Raw genomic sequence first — 18,725 nt, 5'->3', positions numbered from 1 at the left:
AAATGAAATCATCAAATGTTATGACCGCTTTGGTTGATATTTTTATCAGTCCAAGTAAAGCCTTTAATGGTTTAAAAGAAGCAAAAGGCTGGTCTTTTGTTGCCTTTATTTTACTTGCCGGCATTCTCGCAGCCAGCATGTTTGCTTTTTACAATAAAGCTGACCCGCAATATTTAATCGATCAACAAGTCGCTGTAGCCAGTGTTGATGCCACTATTGCAGAACAAAAAATGATTCGCCAAAGCATGGAGCAAACCATAGATATGCAAGTTTGGTTTGCAATGTTTGGTGGCATTATTGGTTTAGCTGTTATCAATGCTCTGATGGCAGGTTACTACCTATTTGTATCGAAGCAAGACCCAGAAGCTAACTACGGCTATGGCGCGTGGTATGGCTTTGGCATTTGGACCATGATGCCAATGATTATTTCAAGCCTTGGTTTACTTATCTTAGTGTTAACTGCAAGCACTGACCAAATATCACAATCATTATTTAATTATGCTTCAATTAACCAACTTTTAATTGGTTTAGAAATTGGCCACCCACTATACACCTTATTGGAAAGTCTCAATATCTTTTCTATTTGGGGCATTTTCATCGCAGCTATCGGTTTAAAGTGCTGGACTAATTTCACTTTCAATAAAGCGCTACTGTTTGCAGCTCTACCAAGTATTGTTATTTATGGTATTTGGACTGTAATCGCTCTCGTTTAATTCTGCTTTGAGCGGCAATATGCCGCTCTTAACCACCAAGGAAGTAACATGAAAAAAGCCATTATTATTGGCCTAGCTGTTACGGCATTTGTCGCTTTACTAGTATCAAAGCAAGTCACAGGCAATAAAGATGCACCAGAAATGCATATTGCAGAAGTTGAGCAAGGTAATATTGCCGATTCAATTTTAGCCTCTGGTAACCTAGTCTTTAACACCCAAGTGCAACTGCGCTCAGAAGTGACCGGCCGTGTTGCGAAAGTGTTTGTAGAAGAAGGTGAAAGTGTCACTGAGGGCGATATTTTAATGCGCCTAGATACGACCGCGTTTGAATCTGAAGTTGCCCGCAACAAAGCCGTGCTTCGCGCGACCGAAATCGATATTAAGCATAGCGAAACTCGCTTGAAAAATATCGAGCGTCAATTAAGCCGCCAAAAAGAGCTTTATGAAGTTGGCCTTGCTGGCCAAGAAGTGTATGAAAACCTACAAAATGCCCGCGATTTAGCAAAAATAGATATTGAAGCAAAACGTGAAGCTTACAACCAAGCCCAAGCATCGTTACTAATTGCTGAAGACCGTTTAAATAAAAGCGTGTTTCGCGCCCCAATGAGTGGCCTACTTGCTTCGGTAAATATTAAAGAAGGTGAAACCGTTATTGCGGGAACAACCAACATTATTGGCTCAGACTTGATGCTAGTAGCCGATCCAAGCGCAATATTAGCCGAACTTCGAGTGGATGAAACCGATATCGCCGGTATCAAACTAGACCAACATGCAGACATCTATGCCGCCGCTTACCCTAATCAACCTTTCACTGGCAAAGTGATAAACATTGGCACATCGGCAAAAAATCAAGCAGGTTCACAAGGCTTATCATTTAAAGTAAAAGTACTGCTTGATGCCACTGACCGCCAACTTTATGCCGGAATGAGCTGCCGCGCAGAGATCGCTACCAGCATTGCCGAAAATGGCTTAAAGCTGCCTATTGAAGCTATTCAAAAAGAGGATGATAGCTACTTTGTTTGGAAGCTTAACGCAGATAACACAGTAACTAAAACAGCGGTAACGGTAGGTATTTCGTCAGATATCGAACAAGCACTAACCAGTGGAGTTGCAAAGGGTGACCGTATTGTTATCGGCCCCGCTAGACCACTTAGCTCACTAAAAGAGGGTGATACGGTAGCCGTTAAAAACAGCCCTGAAAAAGGTGCTAGCTAATGTCTGCGGTGATCAAACTCTGTAATATCAATAAACAATACAAAATGGGCGAACAAGTTTTCAAAGCCCTTGATGATATTAATATTGAAATTGCTCAAAATGAGTATGTTGCCATCATTGGTCCTTCGGGCTCTGGTAAATCAACCCTGATGAACTTGCTTGGCTGTTTAGATACTCCCACCAGTGGTGACTACTATTTAAAAGATAAGCTAGTAAAGCGCATGACCGAAACGGAGCTTGCTCATCAACGTAATGAAAGTGTTGGCTTTATTTTTCAAAGTTTCAATTTATTACCACGAGCATCCGCCCTTGAAAATGTCATGCAGCCCTTAGTGTATCGATTTATTGCTGCCAAAGAGCGAAAGCAACAAGCGCTCGAATCATTACAACGGGTTGGCCTTGGCGATAAGGTAAACCACCTTTCGAGCCAGCTATCTGGTGGCCAACGTCAACGTGTCGCTATTGCTCGCGCATTGGTTACTAAGCCCCACATTCTACTTGGTGATGAGCCTACCGGTAACCTAGATAGTAAAACCACCACTGAGATCATGGCGCTGTTTGATGAGCTTCATAACGAGGGGCACACCATTATTTTGGTTACTCACGAACAAGATATTGCTGATCACTGCCAACGGGTTATTCGTTTGGTTGATGGCAAGGTTGTTAGTGATACCCGTAAAGGCGAAGGAGAAAAACAACATGTTTAAATCTGCTATCGCTGTTATGGAAGGCACTAAAGCGGCGCTGATGGCAATTAAAGCCAATGCAATGCGCAGCGCCCTTACCTGCTTAGGCATAATTATTGGTGTTGCAGCGGTTGTGACCGTAGTGGCGGTAATGCAAGGGTTTACCAAGCAAATTAATGATCAGCTTGCTGATATGTCTCCCGATGTGACAAATATAAAGCCTTACACTAGCGTAGAAAAAGAAATGGTAGGCCAACAAGCAAAGCTAACCTACAGCGACTTTTTAACCCTAAAAGCACGCGTTAAAGAAGCCGAAACCTTTACTGCGCTGATGTTTACTTGGCGCTTTTCTGGTGCAGCTGAGTATGGCAATAAAAGTCATGCTTCACGGGTAATGGGCACCGAGCAAGACTACCAAAAAGCTTACCGCACCTACCCAGAACTCGGCCGATTTATTCGCGCAGAAGATGATGAAAAACGCCGTCGAGTGGCGTTTATTGGCCCTTCAATTATCGAAAAGCTCAACCTGCCTGAAAACCCTGTAGGTGAATATATCAAACTCGGTGGTGAGTGGTTTCGCATTATTGGCGTTGCTGAAAAACAAGGTAGCTTATTAGGTTTTGACCAAGACGATTACATTAATATACCGATAAGTACCATGAGTGCGCTAGAAGGCGGCAGTGTTGATACCAATGTTCAAATGATGTTTCGGTTGAAAGACGATGCTAACGAAGCGCAAGTACTGGGTAAAATTCGCCGCATCTTACGTCAACTACATAAACTAAAAGACGGTGAAGATGACGACTTTGAATTTGAAACAGCCGAAAAAGCCCGTGCTAATATCGATAAATTCACCGGAAGTGCTACCGCAATTACCGCGGGGATAGTGGGTATTAGCCTGGTGGTTGGTGGTATTGGTGTGATGAATATCATGCTGGTTTCGGTAACAGAGCGTACTCGTGTGATTGGTACTTTAAAAGCATTAGGGGCAACACCAGGCTTTATAATGCTGCAATTTTTAGTTGAAGCGGTGGTGCTATCACTGTTTGGTGGTTTAATTGGTTTAGCGATAGGCTATGGTGCTGCGGCACTAATTTCAGTCTCAGTGCCGAGCATGCCAGATGCCTACATACCGGGTTGGGCGATTATGCTGTCATTTGGCTTTACTTCATTGATTGGTATTGTGTTTGGCTTAGCGCCCGCTATTAAAGCGGCACGCTTAAACCCAATTGATGCACTGCGTTATGAGTAACTAGTCTGGCTTGAAAGGTACTTGAGCACAGCTTATTTCAACTGTTTTCGGGTACCAAATAGGCCCAACTTGGTTTACTGCAACTTCAGCTAGACCATTTGTGAACGACTTATAAGTGTGAATGGTTTGCCACTCTGAATCTGGGCACTCCTCAGATAAGTCGACAGGCTTTGAACCTTCGTAAAGCGCCGCGGCAAAGTTATGATGCCATTGTTCTGTTGCAGGTGCTTTATTTGCTTGAACGGCACTGCCGTTATCAAAGTAGATATTTGTGCAACCACTTAAGGTTGCCACTAACACAGTTGTTACTAGTAGGCTTTTCATAGTTGTAGCTCCTGTGCTTGTTGCTCACACCATACTTTTACTGTGTGAGGAGCATAAATTCCGAGTGTAACGAGTCCTAATGCGCCATCAGCGAATGTTTGTTGCGATTGCATTTGGGCAACTTTTTTATCTTGGCAAATAGCCTTTACATCAACGCGCTCTTCACCAACGAGGCCCCACAAAAAGAATGGGCGGCTATCTTGGTAATCAGCTTTAGTGGCTAATTTATTGGTTGTTTTTTCTGGCACTATGGTGACTGATGAACACGCTGTCACCGATAAGGCGAGCAGCATACAGGCCATTTGTTTCATGAGTAGTTCCTTTGTCTGAGTTGTTAAGCTCAGTAAGTATAAGAATATGAGTACTCATTTTGGGTAAGAAAGCGTATAGAAATTGTAGAAAATACTACAGTTTCTAACATTTAGCCTTTGAACTAAACTGAGGCTTACAACGACTAACTCTCAAGGAACGTAACTAAAGGTCATTATGACGGCATATCTGCGTATATTTTTATTACTTGTGTGCTTGAGTGCGCTGTCTTGGTATAGCTTTTCAAGCGATCCTAGCTCTGATGAGCAACAAGGTATAACCAAAACCGCTGTGAACCTTGCTAATTGCCAACAGCAGTTAGCACAAAGTCGCATGCAAACTTACGCTGAACATTATATTTTGCCCTATCAGTTTAAGTTGTTGAGTTGGAATATTTACAAGGCACAAATAGATGGCTTACTCACCGATTTGCAAAACCTAAATGCCGATGCTGATATTGTGTTACTGCAAGAAGCTATCGAAGAACCTGCGCTTACAAAACTCAAACCCTATTGGCGCTTTGCAAAAGGGTATAAGAGCGGCGGCGTGCAATCTGGGGTTATGACACTCAGCCGCTGGCCCGCCGCGGTGCATTGCACACTCACCCATAAAGAACCTTGGCTACGTAGTCCAAAAGCGACCAATATTGTGGAGTATGCGCTGCCAAACCAACAGTTATTACTGAGTATAAACTTGCATGCCATTAACTTTACGATGGGTGTTAGTGACTTTAAACAACAGCTAGACGATGCCGCCGCCATTATGCGAACGCATAAAGGCCCTATTGTATTTGCCGGTGATCTCAATACTTGGAGTGATGAGCGCCAAGCCTTATTACAGCAAACATTAACCCAGCTAGGTTTACACGAAGCTATTTATTTAAATGATAAACGCACCAAAGCATTTGGATTAGCACTTGACCAAGTATGGGTGCGTGGTGTCAAAATAGAGACAACTATAGTGCCTGAGCTTGTAAGCTCAGATCATAATCCAATAATTACAACCCTAACCATAGAGCAAAAAGTACAGTGAAAGTAACAATGAAAGGATATTGGTTAATCGCATTAATGTTATTGAGCATTAGCCAATTCAGTGATGCAGCAACCCCAGAACAAGAGATAAATCACCTCATTGATTTTGTCGCTAAAAGCGATGCCGTATTTATTCGCAACGGCACCGAGCACTCAAGCCAAGATGCTGCCGAACACCTTGCTATGAAGTATCGAAAAGCGACCCGCTATGCAAAAACTGCCGAAAAGTTTATCGAAAATCTGGCGAGTAAAAGCTCATGGAGCGGTAAGCCCTATAAAGTAAGACTCAGCAATGGGTCGTTACTCAATGCAAAAGATTGGTTGAGCAATGAATTAGAAGACTATCGCCGAAACCAACATATTCATAATTAAAATCATCAACACACAAGAAGCGAAAAGCCATGCAAGAACACAAAAATCAGCCACTCAATGACTTTATTGAGTACCCTCATGACGAGATGCTTAAACGCGCCGAAGAGTTTTTAGCCGTGAGTCAGCGTCGCCACAGTATTCGCAGCTTTAGCGACCGCCCAGTGCCAAAAGAAATTATCGAAACCTGTATTAAAGCGGCAGGCACTGCACCCAGTGGGGCCAATCATCAACCTTGGCACTTTGTAGCAATACACAGCAGCGATGTAAAAAAACAAATTCGAGAAGCCGCTGAAAAACTAGAGCGCTCATTTTATGAAGGTCGCGCGGGTGAAGAATGGTTAGATGCCTTAAAACCACTTGGCACCGATGCCAGTAAGCCCTACCTTGAGCATGCACCATGGCTAATTGCCGTGTTTAGTCAAAAGAAAGGCGGTATTTCTGCCGATGACAAAAATACCAATTACTATGTTCATGAATCTGTTGGCCTAGCAACCGGCTTTTTAATTCAAGCACTACACAGAGCTGGCCTTGCAACCCTTACGCATACACCAAAACCAATGAGCTTTTTAACCGAAATTTGTGGTCGTGATAAAGATAATGAGCGCCCTTACATGCTGCTAATTGCAGGCTACCCAGGCACAGATGCAACCATCCCTGAGCATGCCTTAGTGAAAAAGTCGCTGGACGAAATAGCGACCTTTATTTAGCTTTAAAATCAACAGCCAGCACATCACCCGGGTTTAAACCAGAAACGATGTGCTGCTGGCCATCGAGCATTTCGCCAAGGCGCACATAGCGACGCACTATCTGATTATTTTCAAGTAAATAGACCATACTCAATTGGCCGTATTGGTGCACCCAGCTTGACTCAATCAACACCCCTTTTTCAGTGGCGAGCGGTAATTGTAATTGTGCATAAAGCCCAGGCATTAACCCAGTTTGGGCATCTGTTTCTAAACGGATTTCCATACTACGCGCAGCACTATCAGCAACGGGCACAATTTCTGTCACTGTGGCAGGCATTGACGTTGATAAAGCAGGTAGTTTAACCGTTAAAGTTTGACCAACATTCAATTTAATTGCTTGTTGTTCTCTAACATTAAATGCTAATTGCAATTGTTGTGGGTTATACAGCGCGAGTAATGGCGTGCCAGGAGTTGCGGTATCGCCAGGCTCTGCAAAACGCTCAACCACAACACCTGAAATCGGCGCTTTAATTTGCGTAAAACTCAGTGCAACTTGCGCTTGTGTTTGCTGCTGCTTAGCAATCGCTAGATTCGCCGTTAAATTATCGAACCTTGCTTTTGCATCGTCGTATTCACTAACAGATACCAAGCCTTGCTTGTATAAATCGTTAATACGCTTTAGTTGTTTCTCAGCTTGAGTCAGCGATGCATTAATAGCATTTATTTGTGCTTCGCTTTGAGCAAGCCCTGCTTTAAAGTCATCTTGCTGCAAGGTAATTAGCACGTCACCTTGTTTTACAGTATCGCCAGCGCGTACATTTAAACGCTCAACTTGTGCCATTACACGAGAAGAGATTTGCGTATTTTGTTTTGCAATCACGGTGCCCGGTACAACTTCGTCACGCGCAATATCTGCCAGTGTCACTGTCACTAACTGACCAGTGTAATCATTTGCCGATGGGTTTTTCATGCCTGCAGCTTGCTTATCAGAGAAACTGCCCGCCATGTAAAGTACCGCCACAATGATCACAGATAACGCGATGATTGAACCAATAAGTTTCGATTTACCCTGCATGAGCTTGTTCCTCTTTGGCTGCATCCTTTGCAAACACTAAATAATAAACCAGCGGCACAACAAATAATGAGAACAATGTTGATGCCACAATACCAAAAATAATTGCGATCGCTAGACCGCTAAATACCGGGTCTAGGGTGATCACCAAGTTACCTAATAAGGTGGTTCCCGCGGTCAGTAACACTGGGCGCATACGCACCGTACCTGCGGCAATCAAAGCCTGTTTAATTGCCATACCTTGGCCGCGAGCTTGATTAATAAACTCAACTAAAATAAGTGAGTTACGAACCACAATACCAGCAAGTGCAATCATGCCAATCATGGCTGTTGCAGTGAATAACACCGGCTCAGGAGCACCAGCAATGCTGCGCTCTCCAAATTGATTTAATAGCCAAAAGCCCGGCATGATCCCTATTACGGTTAATGGAATAGCCGACATGATGATCAGTGACAAACTCGCAGAGTTTGTTTGAATGCGTAAGATGATGAAAATGGCTGTTAGCGCAAACGCAAAGGCAATACCCATATCTCTGAATACATCAATGGTAATTCGCCATTCGCCTTCACCACTAAAGGTCACGTCAGTGCCAGCAGGTAATTGCCAAGCTTGGCTACCACCATTATTGAAAAAGTGCCTACTTTGCCAATCAGTTTGGCTAAATTCGTCAGCGCTGATGCCTAAGTCGGCATTAACGTCAGCAATAATTTCAGCGGGTGTACGGCCATTTAGCTCAGCCATTACATACACAACATTACGCTGATCTTTACGCATAATTGGCTTGGCAACATCTTGATGCTGAAATTCACCTAACTCAGATAACGCCACCAGCGGACGCGGCGCACTTTGCAATCCAAATTCATCACTGGTTTTTGCAAGCTCCCTATCACCACGAACTTGTAATGCCAGTAATTGAGCAAATTGGTTACGATCTTGATATGGTAGTTGCAGTTTAATATCGACAGGATCTGTTTCGCCGCTAACATATAACACCCCAACATTTTGCCCATGCGAGGCAATAGCTAAGGTCTGGGCAATATCTTGCGTAGACACCGCCGACAATGACGCTTTACTTTTATCGGTAACAAAACGTTGTAAGGGTGCATTAGCAGCAATACTGGTATCAACCTCAACCACATGCGGCTCTTGTTTTAACCTTGCTGCAACAGCAAGGGCTGCTTGATAGTGAGTCTCTGTATCAACAAATGGCTCACTGTACACTTCGGCCACTAAGGTACTTAAAACCGGCGGACCTGGTGGCACTTCAACCACTTTAATTACAATGCCATCGGTTGCCAGTGGCGCTAATGCCGCTCGCAAACGCATTACCACGCCATGAGATTGATGATCACGCTCAGTTTTATCAAGCAGTAATACTCTGAGCTCAGCTAAATTAGCAGCTTCACGTCGATAATAACCACGCACCATACCATTAAAGTCCATGCTTGATGGCTGACCAACATAGGCTGCCGCCTCACTTACTTCATTTAATTGCCAAGTGATGGTTTGTACTTGTCTAGTGAAAGCAGCGGTTTGCTCAAGGCTTGTGCCTTCTGGCATATCGATTAAAACTTGCAACTCGTTTTTATTATCAAACGGTAATAGCTTTAAAGGCACTGCACGCATTACGGGTAACATGGCACTGGCGACAAACAAGGCTAATGTAGTCCATAAAACGAGTTTGGCGCGGCCTTTAGACTCAAGTAATGGTGATAATATGCGCTCATATAAACCATGCTGATTGGCATCGAGTTGTACGCTGTCATCGACTGGCGCTTTAAGTAGTTTCATTGCCAACCAAGGCGTAACAAAAAATGCCACTATGGTCGAAACCATTACACTAATTGGCACATTAAATGCCATTGGTGCCATGTACGGCCCCATCATGCCAGTGATAAACGCAAGTGGGATGAACGCCACCATAATGGTTAATGTAGACATAAACAGCGCCACACGAATTTCGCTCATGGCATCAACTATGCGTTGTTTTTTATCGCCTTTGTGGGTTAAAAAACGACTTATGTTGTCTATCCCAGTAATTGGATCATCAACTAATAACCCCAAAGAAAGTATTAGTGCAAATAGTGTGACTCGGTTAATTGTATAACCAAAGGCAAAATCAAGTGTCAGGGTGATGCCGTAGCAAATAGGCACCGCTAAACCAACCACAATTGCTGGTCGCCAACCTAAAAATACGCCAACAAAAATAACCACGGTAAATACCGCAAACACTAAGCTTGAGGTAAGGTTATTTACTTTCTCGTTCGCGGTTTGACCATAGTCACGCAGTACGGTGTAGCCCACTTCATCTGGCAATAGATTAGCCGATAAAGTGTCCATCATGCTGTGCACTTCGTTGGCCACAGCGACCGCATTGGTGCCAGCTTGCTTAGCGACACTAATAGTCACTAAAGGAAGTTGTTGCTGGTTATCTGATTGAGCCAGCCATTGATAGCTTTGTGCTTCGCTTGGACCATCACTCACTTCGGCGACATCACTTAGGTAAACACTCTTACCATTAACCACATTGACAACAAGCCGTTCTATCGCAGATTGAGAGCGTAAAACATCCCCCACTTGTAAAGCAATTTGCTGCTTACCTTCAACAACACTGCCCACGTTCACCAATTGATTAGATACGCTAAGCGCATAATACACATCGGTTAGGGTTGTTTGGTGTGCAGCAAGAGCACTTGCATCAAGGTTAATCGTTAATTGACGAGTTCGACCAGCAATCACTTTCACTTCGCTGGTGTTTTCGATGCGCTGTAAACTGTTAGCGATTTCGTTGGCAAAACGAGTTAGTTGATAGTCATCGTAAAGTTTTGGATCTTTACTAAATAAGCCCAGCATCACAATGGGCACATCGTTCACTTCAACCGGACGTATTTGCCATGAGCTGATCACTGACGCCATCGTGTGTTGATAGCTATAGAGTTTAGCGTAAGTGTCGAGAATGGCTTGCTCACGATCGTGACCGACTTCAAAGCGAAGAGTAACGACAGCAGCATTACTTTGTGTGGTCGAGTAAATATGCTCAACGCCCGTCAATTGCGCTAATAACTTCTCCAATGGTTCAGTTACCAGCCTAGCTACTTCTGGCGCTTCGACGTTTGGTGCTGCCACATAAATATCAAGCATTGGAACCACAATTTGCGGTTCTTCTTCACGGGGGGTTTGCTTTAATGCCATTAGGCCAAGCAGCACCGACATAATAAAAATAATGACAGGGAGGCGGCCGCTCAAGCTGTTTTTTACTGCATTATCGATAGCATTCATTGCTTAATTACCTTTGCAAAATAAACCATATAGGGTTGCTAAGATCGATACTACGTTTTCATCCACCACGCGATAATAGATAGTTTGGCTTTCGCGTCGAGTCGCGACTATCTGAGCTTTTCTTAGTGCCGCTAAGTGTTGCGATAATGCTGACTGCGCCAACGGCACAGCTTCGTTTAATTCGCTCACGCTCATTTCACCATCTTGCAGCGAACATAAGATCATCAAGCGATTTTTATTCGCCAATATCTTTAGCATTTGCTCTGCTTGTTCCACATTGTCGGCCATAGCCGCAAAATCGATGTTCATAATCACACTACTCTATATTCTTAAAATACCGCTAAAGTATAGATTGATATATTAGAAAAGTCTAATATTAGAATTTACTAATGTAGTATTATCTAATATATTAAATACATCACTCTGTTATCGAGGTCTTTTTATGAAACTAAATGACGCGCTTCGCCTAATTGCTGGTGTAATGATCTGTATTTCATTGTTGCTACAACAGTTTCACAGTCCGCTGTGGATTTGGTTTACGGTATTTATTGCTCTAAACTTAATTCAATCGGCATTCACGAAATGGTGCCCAATGATCACCATTTTACGCAAACTTGGCATGGAGGATTAGTATGCTGACACCAATTCCTGACTTAATGAAAATTGTTGCCCCAAACCAGCGCCGCATTAGCGCTGACCAAGCAAAACAAGAGTTAAGCGAAAACCATGGTTTATTAATAGACGTACGCGAACCTGCTGAGCACGCAACTAAAGCAGCGACAGGTGCAATTAATATCCCACGTGGTGTACTTGAAATGAAATTAATGGAAATCGAAAAAGATCCTGCAAGACCCATATACTTACACTGTGCAAGTAGTGCCCGTGCCACACTCAGTGCCGAAGCTCTGACTCGTGTTGGTTACGAAAATGTCACTGTAATCACCTGTAATGCCGAACAAATTTGTCAGGTGTTTTAACTTCATAGAACAGTAACACTGGTCGGATAAGCTCGTACTTTTCTACTTATAGGTACAGAGCAATGACTTTTACGCGCAGACGCTTTTTAAAAGCATCGGCGGCTGGTTTTGGAGCCGCCGTTTTATCTTTTGGTTTAACGGGCTGTAGTCTTAATGACGATGATGACGAAACTACAAAGCAAATCCCTGTCAGCTTTGATCACGGTGTTGCCAGTGGCGACCCGCTCGCCGACAGCCTCATTATTTGGACTCGCATAACTCCACTTGAAAACGTCACGAGTGTTAACGTTGTTTGGCAAGCCTCAACAGATGCTAACTTCACAACCATTAGCCATGATGGCGAAACACAGGTAAGCGATGCAACCGACTTCACCTTAAAAGTTGATCTGCAAGGTCTCGATGCCAACACTACCTATTACTACCGCTTCATAAGTAATGGTAAAACCTCACCCACTGGAGCAGGTAAAACGCTTCCAACCGACAACATAGAACAAGTAAAATTTGCCGTTGTCTCTTGCGCTAACTATCCTGCAGGCTACTTCCATGTGTATGGTGAAATCGCAAAACAAACCGATTTAGATGCAGTACTGCACTTAGGTGACTACATCTATGAATATAGTAATACAGGTTATGCCACTGAAGATGCCGCCGAGCTTGGCCGTTTATTACCTGATGACAATAGCGATGAAATCATTTCTTTAGCGGATTATCGCAAACGTTACGCCCATTATCGTAAAGACGATAACTTGCAAGCTGCCCATAGTCAGTGTGCATTTATTACTGTTTGGGACGACCATGAAATAACTAATGATACATGGCGCAGTGGCGCTGAAAATCACAACGACGGCGAAGGTGAATTTAGCGAGCGTAAAATGCATGCGCTACAAGCCTACTTTGAATGGATGCCTATCCGTAATGTAGCCGATAAAGAACGTATTTATCGACGCTTTGAGTTTGGTAATTTAGTGTCGTTACACATGCTCGATACCCGTGTTTTAGCTCGCGACGAGCAAGTTAATTATGCAGATTTCGATTTAACCAGTAGCCAAGGACAAACTGACTTTGTTGCAGCAATTAGCTCACCGACTCGTGCCCTATTAGGTAACGAGCAACTTACATGGCTAACTGATGGTTTAACAACAGCAACAACACAATGGCAAGTACTTGGGCAACAAGTGCTGATGACCAAAATGCATTTGCCATTTGAGATTTTGCAGTTACTTATGAATATTCAAGTGACTCAAGCAAGCGGTGCTGACCCATCTGAGTTACTTGCTCAAGCAAACACGTTATTTAGTGAGCTTGCGCAAATTAAAGGCCGTATATTAGCTGGCGATCCAACGGTTACTAGTGAGCAGAGAGCACGCGTAGAAACAACAGCGCCTTATAATCTTGATGCATGGGATGGCTATGCTTATGAACGTGAGGTAATACTTGGGACTGCAATTGCAGCGCAAAAGAACTTGGTGGTTTTAGCGGGTGATACGCATAACAGCTGGGCAGGACAATTAGTCACTGATGCCAGTAACCCTGTTTCTGCAAAAGCTGCAGCTGGTGTTGAGTTTGCCACATCTTCGGTTTCTTCTCCGGGTCTTGAGAACTACTTAGCGTTGAATACGCAACCGAGCGAAGCTGTCGCACAAATTGAGCAAGTTATTGCATTACTGGTTAACGACTTAGCTTACAACAATTTAGTGGAACGCGGTTACTTAACGGTCACCTTTACTCAACAGCAAGCACTAGCCCAGTGGCATTATGTAAGTAGCGTTAAAACAGCCGATTACACACTGCTTAGCGAGCGTCAAAAAGCGCTCAGCGTACAAGCTGGTAACCCTACTTTACAACTGGCTTAACGCTTTTCATCTAATAGCGTAACTAACATTTGCTCAATGTTTTTTACGCTATAAGTAAGTGAACGCAGCAGTTCTAACTGACTATCTTCAGGTTTATGCTCAGCTTTAGCACTGCTGCTTTGCGTCATCTCATCTTTTTGTTTCAAGATTGCTTCGCGAAAGGCCTCTGCATCAACCACTCCGAGTAATGATACCAATGCACCTTGCCCTGATTGACCTGCCGTTTCAAAACTCAGTCGATAAAGACCAAATTGACGCATCAAAGGACCTTGGCTAAGTGCCACATCGGTTATTTTTTCAAGTGGGATCGATTTTTCTTCTTTAAAGAATACACCGCGTTTTACCACTAACTTACGCGTTAGCAACGTGGCTGACATCGCCGCTAAAATACGCCCTGCCACCAGCCAGATTATTAACGCAACAATGGGAATGAAAGGGATACCTACCATACTAATCACACAGGTAAAAATACCCAGTAATAACCAATACTGTTTTACTTTTGGATCAAAGCTGGCACTCAATAAACTGGTTTCTGTCATCATAGGCTCCTTGATAAGTAGTTATGACAATATACAAACTTTTCATTAAATACAAAAAAAGCCGAGCAAAAGCCCGGCTTAAGGGTACTGCAGGGAAAGCTACTCCACTGCTTCAACTGTCACTGTTAGTTTACTAAGATCAGGTCCTTGCACTGTAAAACGGTAATCGCCAGCAGCTGCAATACTCAGGGCGATATTGGCGCCAACGGCTTCTAGTAAAGCGGCTTCGCCAAGTACAGCAACAGGGGCATCACCGCTGCCGCCATAATCTACGGTACTCCAATCTTCAGAAGCGACTTTGAACTCATAATCACCTGCTTCTAATGTCATGGTGGTACTGTACATCGCATCACCAGCATAAATCAGTGGGTTATCTGTGCCCCAGCCATTAACGCTACCGCGTAAGTAAACCTGAGTTGCGCCAAACATTTCTGCATTAAATACACTCATGAGTGGCTCTTCAAGGTTGCTGGCATCAAACACAAACTGATATTGACCATCGTTTGCAATATCCATTGTCATGTTTGCACCTTTTACTGCGAGCAGTTTTTCTGTACCCACAGTGACTGCCGCGCTGCTTTCACCTGAGCCATAATCCACCGTACTCCAGTCTTCAGAGGCTACTTTGAATTCATAGCTACCCGCTGTTAACTGTTTAGTGAAGGTATAAATACCTTTACCTTGATACATCAGTTCGTCACTGGTACCCCAATCATTTAAGCTACCGCGTACATAAATTGCAGTGCCAACAAATGGCTCTTCGTTATAAACCTTAAGTACTGGGTTATCGGTGTCTGTGGCATCGAATGAGAACACATAAACAGCATCCATTGCCGCCGTAAAGATCATATTGGCACCACTGCGTGTTAGCGGCTCATCTTCACCTTCGATCACTTCAGCAACATCAGCAGAAAGCGCACCAAAATCAACAGTAGACCAATCTTCTGAAGCGACTTTAAACTCATAACTACCCGCAGTTAGAGGAATGGCAATTTTGTACTCGCCATTACCCACATATTCAAAGCTATTTGCCGTACCCCAGTCGTTTAACGAGCCACGAACATAAACCGTCGTGCTACCAAATGGTACGATATCAGGTGCCCCCACAGTCGCATCGGCACTTAGGCCTTCGCCTTGTGCATCAGCTTGTGGTTTCACAAACACAGCAACAGTATATGGCGGAACATTAAAGGTACCTTCGCCCTCACCAGCTATAAAGCTTGCCGCTGACATACTAGAGTCAACACTCGCTTTTAAAACAGGATGGAGCTCAAAACCCGCAGCCGTTGATACCGTATGCGATAAGCTTTGCTCAGTGCCGTTCATCACCACAACAATGGCATCGTATTGGCTATCTAGATCAGTCAAACCAACGCCATCATCGATACTCATCACGACTAAGCCTTGCTGTTGACGCTTACCAATATTGTGGAAGCCAACGCGGTCTAAGATGTCTTGCTCTGTGGTTAAACTAAATAGTGGGCTGGCACTACGAATTGCTAAGAACTCAGTAAATACATTACTTGCGTATTCAATGTCGCTAGCCATCGCTTGCGCATTCGTATTTGCCGAAATAGGTGCAATTTCGCCCCACTTCGCTTGGTTATCTTGCGCAGGTGGTAAACCTACATTCCAGTTGTTGGTTTCTTTACTGAAATCAACAAAATTGAACCAATCACCAGAATCATAGCTGTTACGATCCATTGATTTAGAACGCAGCATATCAGCACCCATTTGCATAAATGGAATACCTTGGCTCATCAGCGGCATAGCTAAAGCCATATTGTGAACACGCACACGCTCTTCAATACTTAAGTTAGTGCCATGTTTATATTGCAGCTGATCCCACAATGTTTCGTTATCATGCTTAGAGACATAGTTAATGCTGTCAGCTGGGTCAAGTGCATAAGCCGCAGGCTGACCACTCCAACTAAAGCTACTGCCTTTTGCTGAATTACCTTTAAAGTCTTTAAGAATGTAGTTTTGTAAGTTACCTGCCAGTGATAAACGCAACGTATCTTGCTCAGATAAATTGCCATCTGTGGCATTATTGCTAAAGAATGCACCACCACGAATTGCTTCACGGATACGGTCATTAAAGGTGCCTACTTCAGTGCCTGCCATATCCATTTGTTTAGCTTGCACAAATAAACGGTTATCAGCGACTTCACCAAAGTTCCAACCTTCACCATAGAAGTAGGTATCAGGGTCAACCGCTTGTACTGCACTAAGCGCGGTCATTATTGATGCTTTTGGCATATGCCCCATCACATCAAAGCGGAAGCTATCGTAACCAAAGTCACGGGCTAGAATCACCATAGAATCAGCAACAAACTTATCCATCATGACATGTTCTGTTGCTGTATTTTCACAACAGGTTGAACGCTCGATATCGCCTGATGTTTCGTTATATCTGTGGTAGTAACCTGGTACTAGTTTATCGAAGACTGATTTATCCCAAACACCTGATGAGGTCGTGTGGTTGTAAACAACATCAAGCACGACACGTAAACCAATTTCTTGTAAAGACTGGATCATCGCACGCGTTTCTTTGACTCGTGCAATACCTTCAGGCGATGAAGCGTAAGAGCCTTCAGGCGCAATAAAATGATGCGGATCGTAACCCCAGTTAAAGCTATCAACACCACGCATTGCATTAGCAAGTGCTTGAGCATCATCAGAACCTGGTAGGTATGACGCCATTAAATCAACTATCAATGCACTCTTATCTTCGGTTTTACATGCATCGGCATCATCGTCAATGCGGCTACATAAATCACCTAAGGTTGCAGTAATATCAACACGCTGACTAGCATCTTCATCAATGGTGCCAATATCAGTCAGTGGCAGTAAATGGAAATGTGTTAAGCCATTATCTGCTAACTTTTTAAGATGTTGCATTGGTGCGCTATCAAGCTCAGTAAACGCAAGATACTTACCACGGTTTGCTTCACTGACTGTTTCATCACGCACACTAAAATCACGCACATGGCCTTCATAAATTACCGCTTGCTCAGGGTAATCAATCGTTGGCACCATACGCTCATCCCAGCCAGTCGGTTTAGTATCTTCATCATCAAGGTTAATTAGTTGGCTATATAAACCATTGGTTGAAACATTGAGTGAATAAGGATCAGTGCTCCATAAGCTTTCAATTTGCTTAGTCGTCGGATGATAAACATCAAACATAAAGCGGTAGTAATGACGATCGTGACTGATATCGACATTGCTAGACCAAATACCCGTTGCGCTATCAAAGGTCATAGCAAGTTGTTCAAGCTCTGTTTTATCAGCATCATACAGCGCTAATTTCATATTGCTTGCAGTCGGCGCCCATACCGACACATCAATGCCATTATTGGCGTAATGCACACCAAGTTGTGCTTCATTAGCGTCACTTTCGCCACTGGTATATAAGTCATCGAGGGCTTTAGCGGTTTGCACATAGGTTGCTTCAATTAGCTTACCATCAGCATCGTAGCCTGCCACAACTAACTGCTGTTTAATAAGCTCTTTTGCAGCGGCTGCATCCCAGCTACCTTGGTACGCATTCCATCCAGCAAGGTGTGGTACTTTAGCGATTTGCTCATCGCTTAAAGATGTCGATGTAAGCTCAACCACTTGACCATTTAACTCACCTGTATCTTCATCAACTTTTAAATCAGCACTGCTTGATGAGTGTAATTTAATGATACTTGTCAGCTCATTACTTGGCTGATAAATCACAGTAGATAAATCTATCCAATGCGCTGATGCACCAGAAATACTCACCGGACGCTCACCTAAGCTAACAATTGGATATTCAAATACTGATGGTTCACCATGAATGGTAAAGTTCATGCGTTGGAACTTTTCATCGTCCTGCATCAATGGCATTTTTAAATCAACATCACCAAACGCTTTGCCAGACCCTTCGGTACCAATATGCACGATGAAGTTAGCACACTCGTTGTAACCCTCTTTTAGTTTTACAATCCAGTACGCGCCATAGTTAGGGTCAATACCATCGTATTCATGACCATTTGCCCAATCAGTGGCATCAAACGGTGCTGCGTAAGAATCACAGTCATCGTTATTCCATGAGTGTAATCGATAGCCTTCGTAGGCATCGTCACTGGTGCGGTTATAGAATAAAATGGCTTCGTCATCAGCAGGGAAAACCACAGGATCAGGTAAAGTGGGATCAGCGCCTACTACGCAGCTTTCATTATTCTCATCGGGTACCGTTGGTGCCGGACAACTAATCGGTGGCGGATCAACACACTCAGTCCCTGCTTCATTGGGAACTTGCGGGACACTACAGGTCAATAATACTTGTCCTGAATCTATATCGTTACTTGCGCCACCACCACATGCAGCTAGCAATACCATGCTACATGCAATCAGTAAGCGGCTAAAATTAGCTATTATTTTCAT

The 18,725-nt window shown here is 43.6% G+C and carries 17 protein-coding genes; 10 read left to right on the top strand and 7 right to left on the bottom strand.

Annotation, left to right across the window (positions count from 1 at the left end; all coding sequences use genetic code 11):
* Positions 1 to 2 precede the first annotated feature (2 nt).
* Genes L1264_RS06600 through L1264_RS06585 form a run of 4 tightly spaced genes read left to right on the top strand, consistent with a single transcriptional unit; the run spans position 3 to position 3,866 of the window.
* Entirely contained in the window at positions 3 to 713 is a 711-nt protein-coding gene (locus tag L1264_RS06600) for a YIP1 family protein (RefSeq protein WP_135922857.1), read from the top strand.
* A gap of 48 nt (positions 714 to 761) precedes the next feature.
* Complete coding sequence (locus tag L1264_RS06595) at positions 762 to 1,928, top strand: efflux RND transporter periplasmic adaptor subunit (RefSeq protein WP_135922858.1); 1,167 nt, start codon at positions 762 to 764, stop codon at positions 1,926 to 1,928.
* Entirely contained in the window at positions 1,928 to 2,635 is a 708-nt protein-coding gene (locus L1264_RS06590) for an ABC transporter ATP-binding protein (protein ID WP_138558495.1), read from the top strand. Before L1264_RS06595 ends, L1264_RS06590 begins: the two co-directional genes overlap by 1 nt.
* Positions 2,628 to 3,866 (top strand): ABC transporter permease, encoded by a 1,239-nt coding sequence (locus tag L1264_RS06585; RefSeq protein ID WP_235403828.1) that lies wholly within the window; start codon positions 2,628 to 2,630, stop codon positions 3,864 to 3,866. The genes L1264_RS06590 and L1264_RS06585 overlap by 8 nt, the downstream gene beginning before the upstream one ends.
* On the opposite strand, the gene L1264_RS06580 is transcribed toward L1264_RS06585, so the two are convergent.
* Complete coding sequence (locus L1264_RS06580; protein WP_235403827.1) at positions 3,867 to 4,190, bottom strand: Bor/Iss family lipoprotein; 324 nt, start codon at positions 4,188 to 4,190, stop codon at positions 3,867 to 3,869.
* Positions 4,187 to 4,501: a Bor family protein gene (locus L1264_RS06575; RefSeq protein ID WP_235403826.1), complete on the bottom strand. Its 315-nt coding sequence runs from the start codon at positions 4,499 to 4,501 to the stop codon at positions 4,187 to 4,189. Before L1264_RS06575 ends, L1264_RS06580 begins: the two co-directional genes overlap by 4 nt.
* 175 nt (positions 4,502 to 4,676) lie before the next feature.
* Here L1264_RS06575 and L1264_RS06570 point away from each other — a divergent pair, with 175 nt between their 5' ends.
* The 3 genes from L1264_RS06570 to L1264_RS06560 are packed head-to-tail and all read left to right on the top strand — an operon-like array spanning position 4,677 to position 6,609.
* Positions 4,677 to 5,531: an endonuclease/exonuclease/phosphatase family protein gene (locus tag L1264_RS06570; RefSeq protein WP_235403825.1), complete on the top strand. Its 855-nt coding sequence runs from the start codon at positions 4,677 to 4,679 to the stop codon at positions 5,529 to 5,531.
* A gap of 8 nt (positions 5,532 to 5,539) precedes the next feature.
* Positions 5,540 to 5,902 carry a DUF5329 domain-containing protein gene (locus tag L1264_RS06565; protein WP_235403824.1) on the top strand — a complete coding sequence of 121 codons (363 nt, stop codon included), beginning with the start codon at positions 5,540 to 5,542 and terminating at the stop codon, positions 5,900 to 5,902.
* Positions 5,903 to 5,931: 29 nt separating this feature from the next.
* Complete coding sequence (locus tag L1264_RS06560) at positions 5,932 to 6,609, top strand: nitroreductase family protein (RefSeq protein WP_054554404.1); 678 nt, start codon at positions 5,932 to 5,934, stop codon at positions 6,607 to 6,609.
* Here L1264_RS06560 and L1264_RS06555 read toward each other — a convergent pair.
* From L1264_RS06555 to L1264_RS06545, 3 genes are read right to left on the bottom strand one after another with little or no spacing between them, the layout of a single operon-like run.
* On the bottom strand, positions 6,602 to 7,663 hold the full coding sequence (locus L1264_RS06555) for an efflux RND transporter periplasmic adaptor subunit (RefSeq protein WP_235403823.1): 1,062 nt from the start codon (positions 7,661 to 7,663) through the stop codon (positions 6,602 to 6,604). The two genes, L1264_RS06560 and L1264_RS06555, sit on opposite strands and share 8 nt — an antisense overlap.
* A complete protein-coding gene (locus L1264_RS06550) occupies positions 7,653 to 10,940 on the bottom strand; it encodes an efflux RND transporter permease subunit (RefSeq protein ID WP_235403822.1) in 3,288 nt (1,095 codons plus the stop codon). The genes L1264_RS06555 and L1264_RS06550 overlap by 11 nt, the downstream gene beginning before the upstream one ends.
* A 3-nt stretch (positions 10,941 to 10,943) precedes the next feature.
* Complete coding sequence (locus tag L1264_RS06545; RefSeq protein ID WP_054554407.1) at positions 10,944 to 11,249, bottom strand: ArsR/SmtB family transcription factor; 306 nt, start codon at positions 11,247 to 11,249, stop codon at positions 10,944 to 10,946.
* Positions 11,250 to 11,382: 133 nt separating this feature from the next.
* Here L1264_RS06545 and L1264_RS06540 point away from each other — a divergent pair, with 133 nt between their 5' ends.
* From L1264_RS06540 to L1264_RS06530, 3 genes are all read left to right on the top strand, one after another.
* The gene (locus L1264_RS06540) at positions 11,383 to 11,571 is read left to right on the top strand and encodes a YgaP family membrane protein (protein ID WP_054562832.1); all 189 of its coding nucleotides are present in this window, start codon (positions 11,383 to 11,385) and stop codon (positions 11,569 to 11,571) included.
* Position 11,572: 1 nt separating this feature from the next.
* Positions 11,573 to 11,917, top strand: a complete 345-nt coding sequence (locus tag L1264_RS06535; RefSeq protein WP_063702368.1) for a rhodanese-like domain-containing protein — start codon at positions 11,573 to 11,575, stop codon at positions 11,915 to 11,917.
* A 62-nt stretch (positions 11,918 to 11,979) separates the two neighbouring features.
* The gene (locus L1264_RS06530) at positions 11,980 to 13,770 is read left to right on the top strand and encodes an alkaline phosphatase D family protein (protein ID WP_235403821.1); all 1,791 of its coding nucleotides are present in this window, start codon (positions 11,980 to 11,982) and stop codon (positions 13,768 to 13,770) included.
* Here L1264_RS06530 and L1264_RS06525 read toward each other — a convergent pair.
* Entirely contained in the window at positions 13,767 to 14,309 is a 543-nt protein-coding gene (locus L1264_RS06525) for a PH domain-containing protein (RefSeq protein ID WP_138558501.1), read from the bottom strand. The genes L1264_RS06530 and L1264_RS06525 overlap by 4 nt on opposite strands.
* 99 nt (positions 14,310 to 14,408) lie before the next feature.
* Positions 14,409 to 18,725: an alpha-1,6-glucosidase domain-containing protein gene (locus L1264_RS06520; RefSeq protein WP_235403820.1), complete on the bottom strand. Its 4,317-nt coding sequence runs from the start codon at positions 18,723 to 18,725 to the stop codon at positions 14,409 to 14,411.

Source organism: Pseudoalteromonas sp. APAL1 (genome assembly GCF_021532475.1).
In the GTDB taxonomy this organism is placed as follows: Bacteria; Pseudomonadota; Gammaproteobacteria; order Enterobacterales; family Alteromonadaceae; genus Pseudoalteromonas; species Pseudoalteromonas lipolytica_C.
Note: the sequence above shows the minus strand (reverse complement) of the source record. Positions and strands in the feature narration are given on the sequence as shown.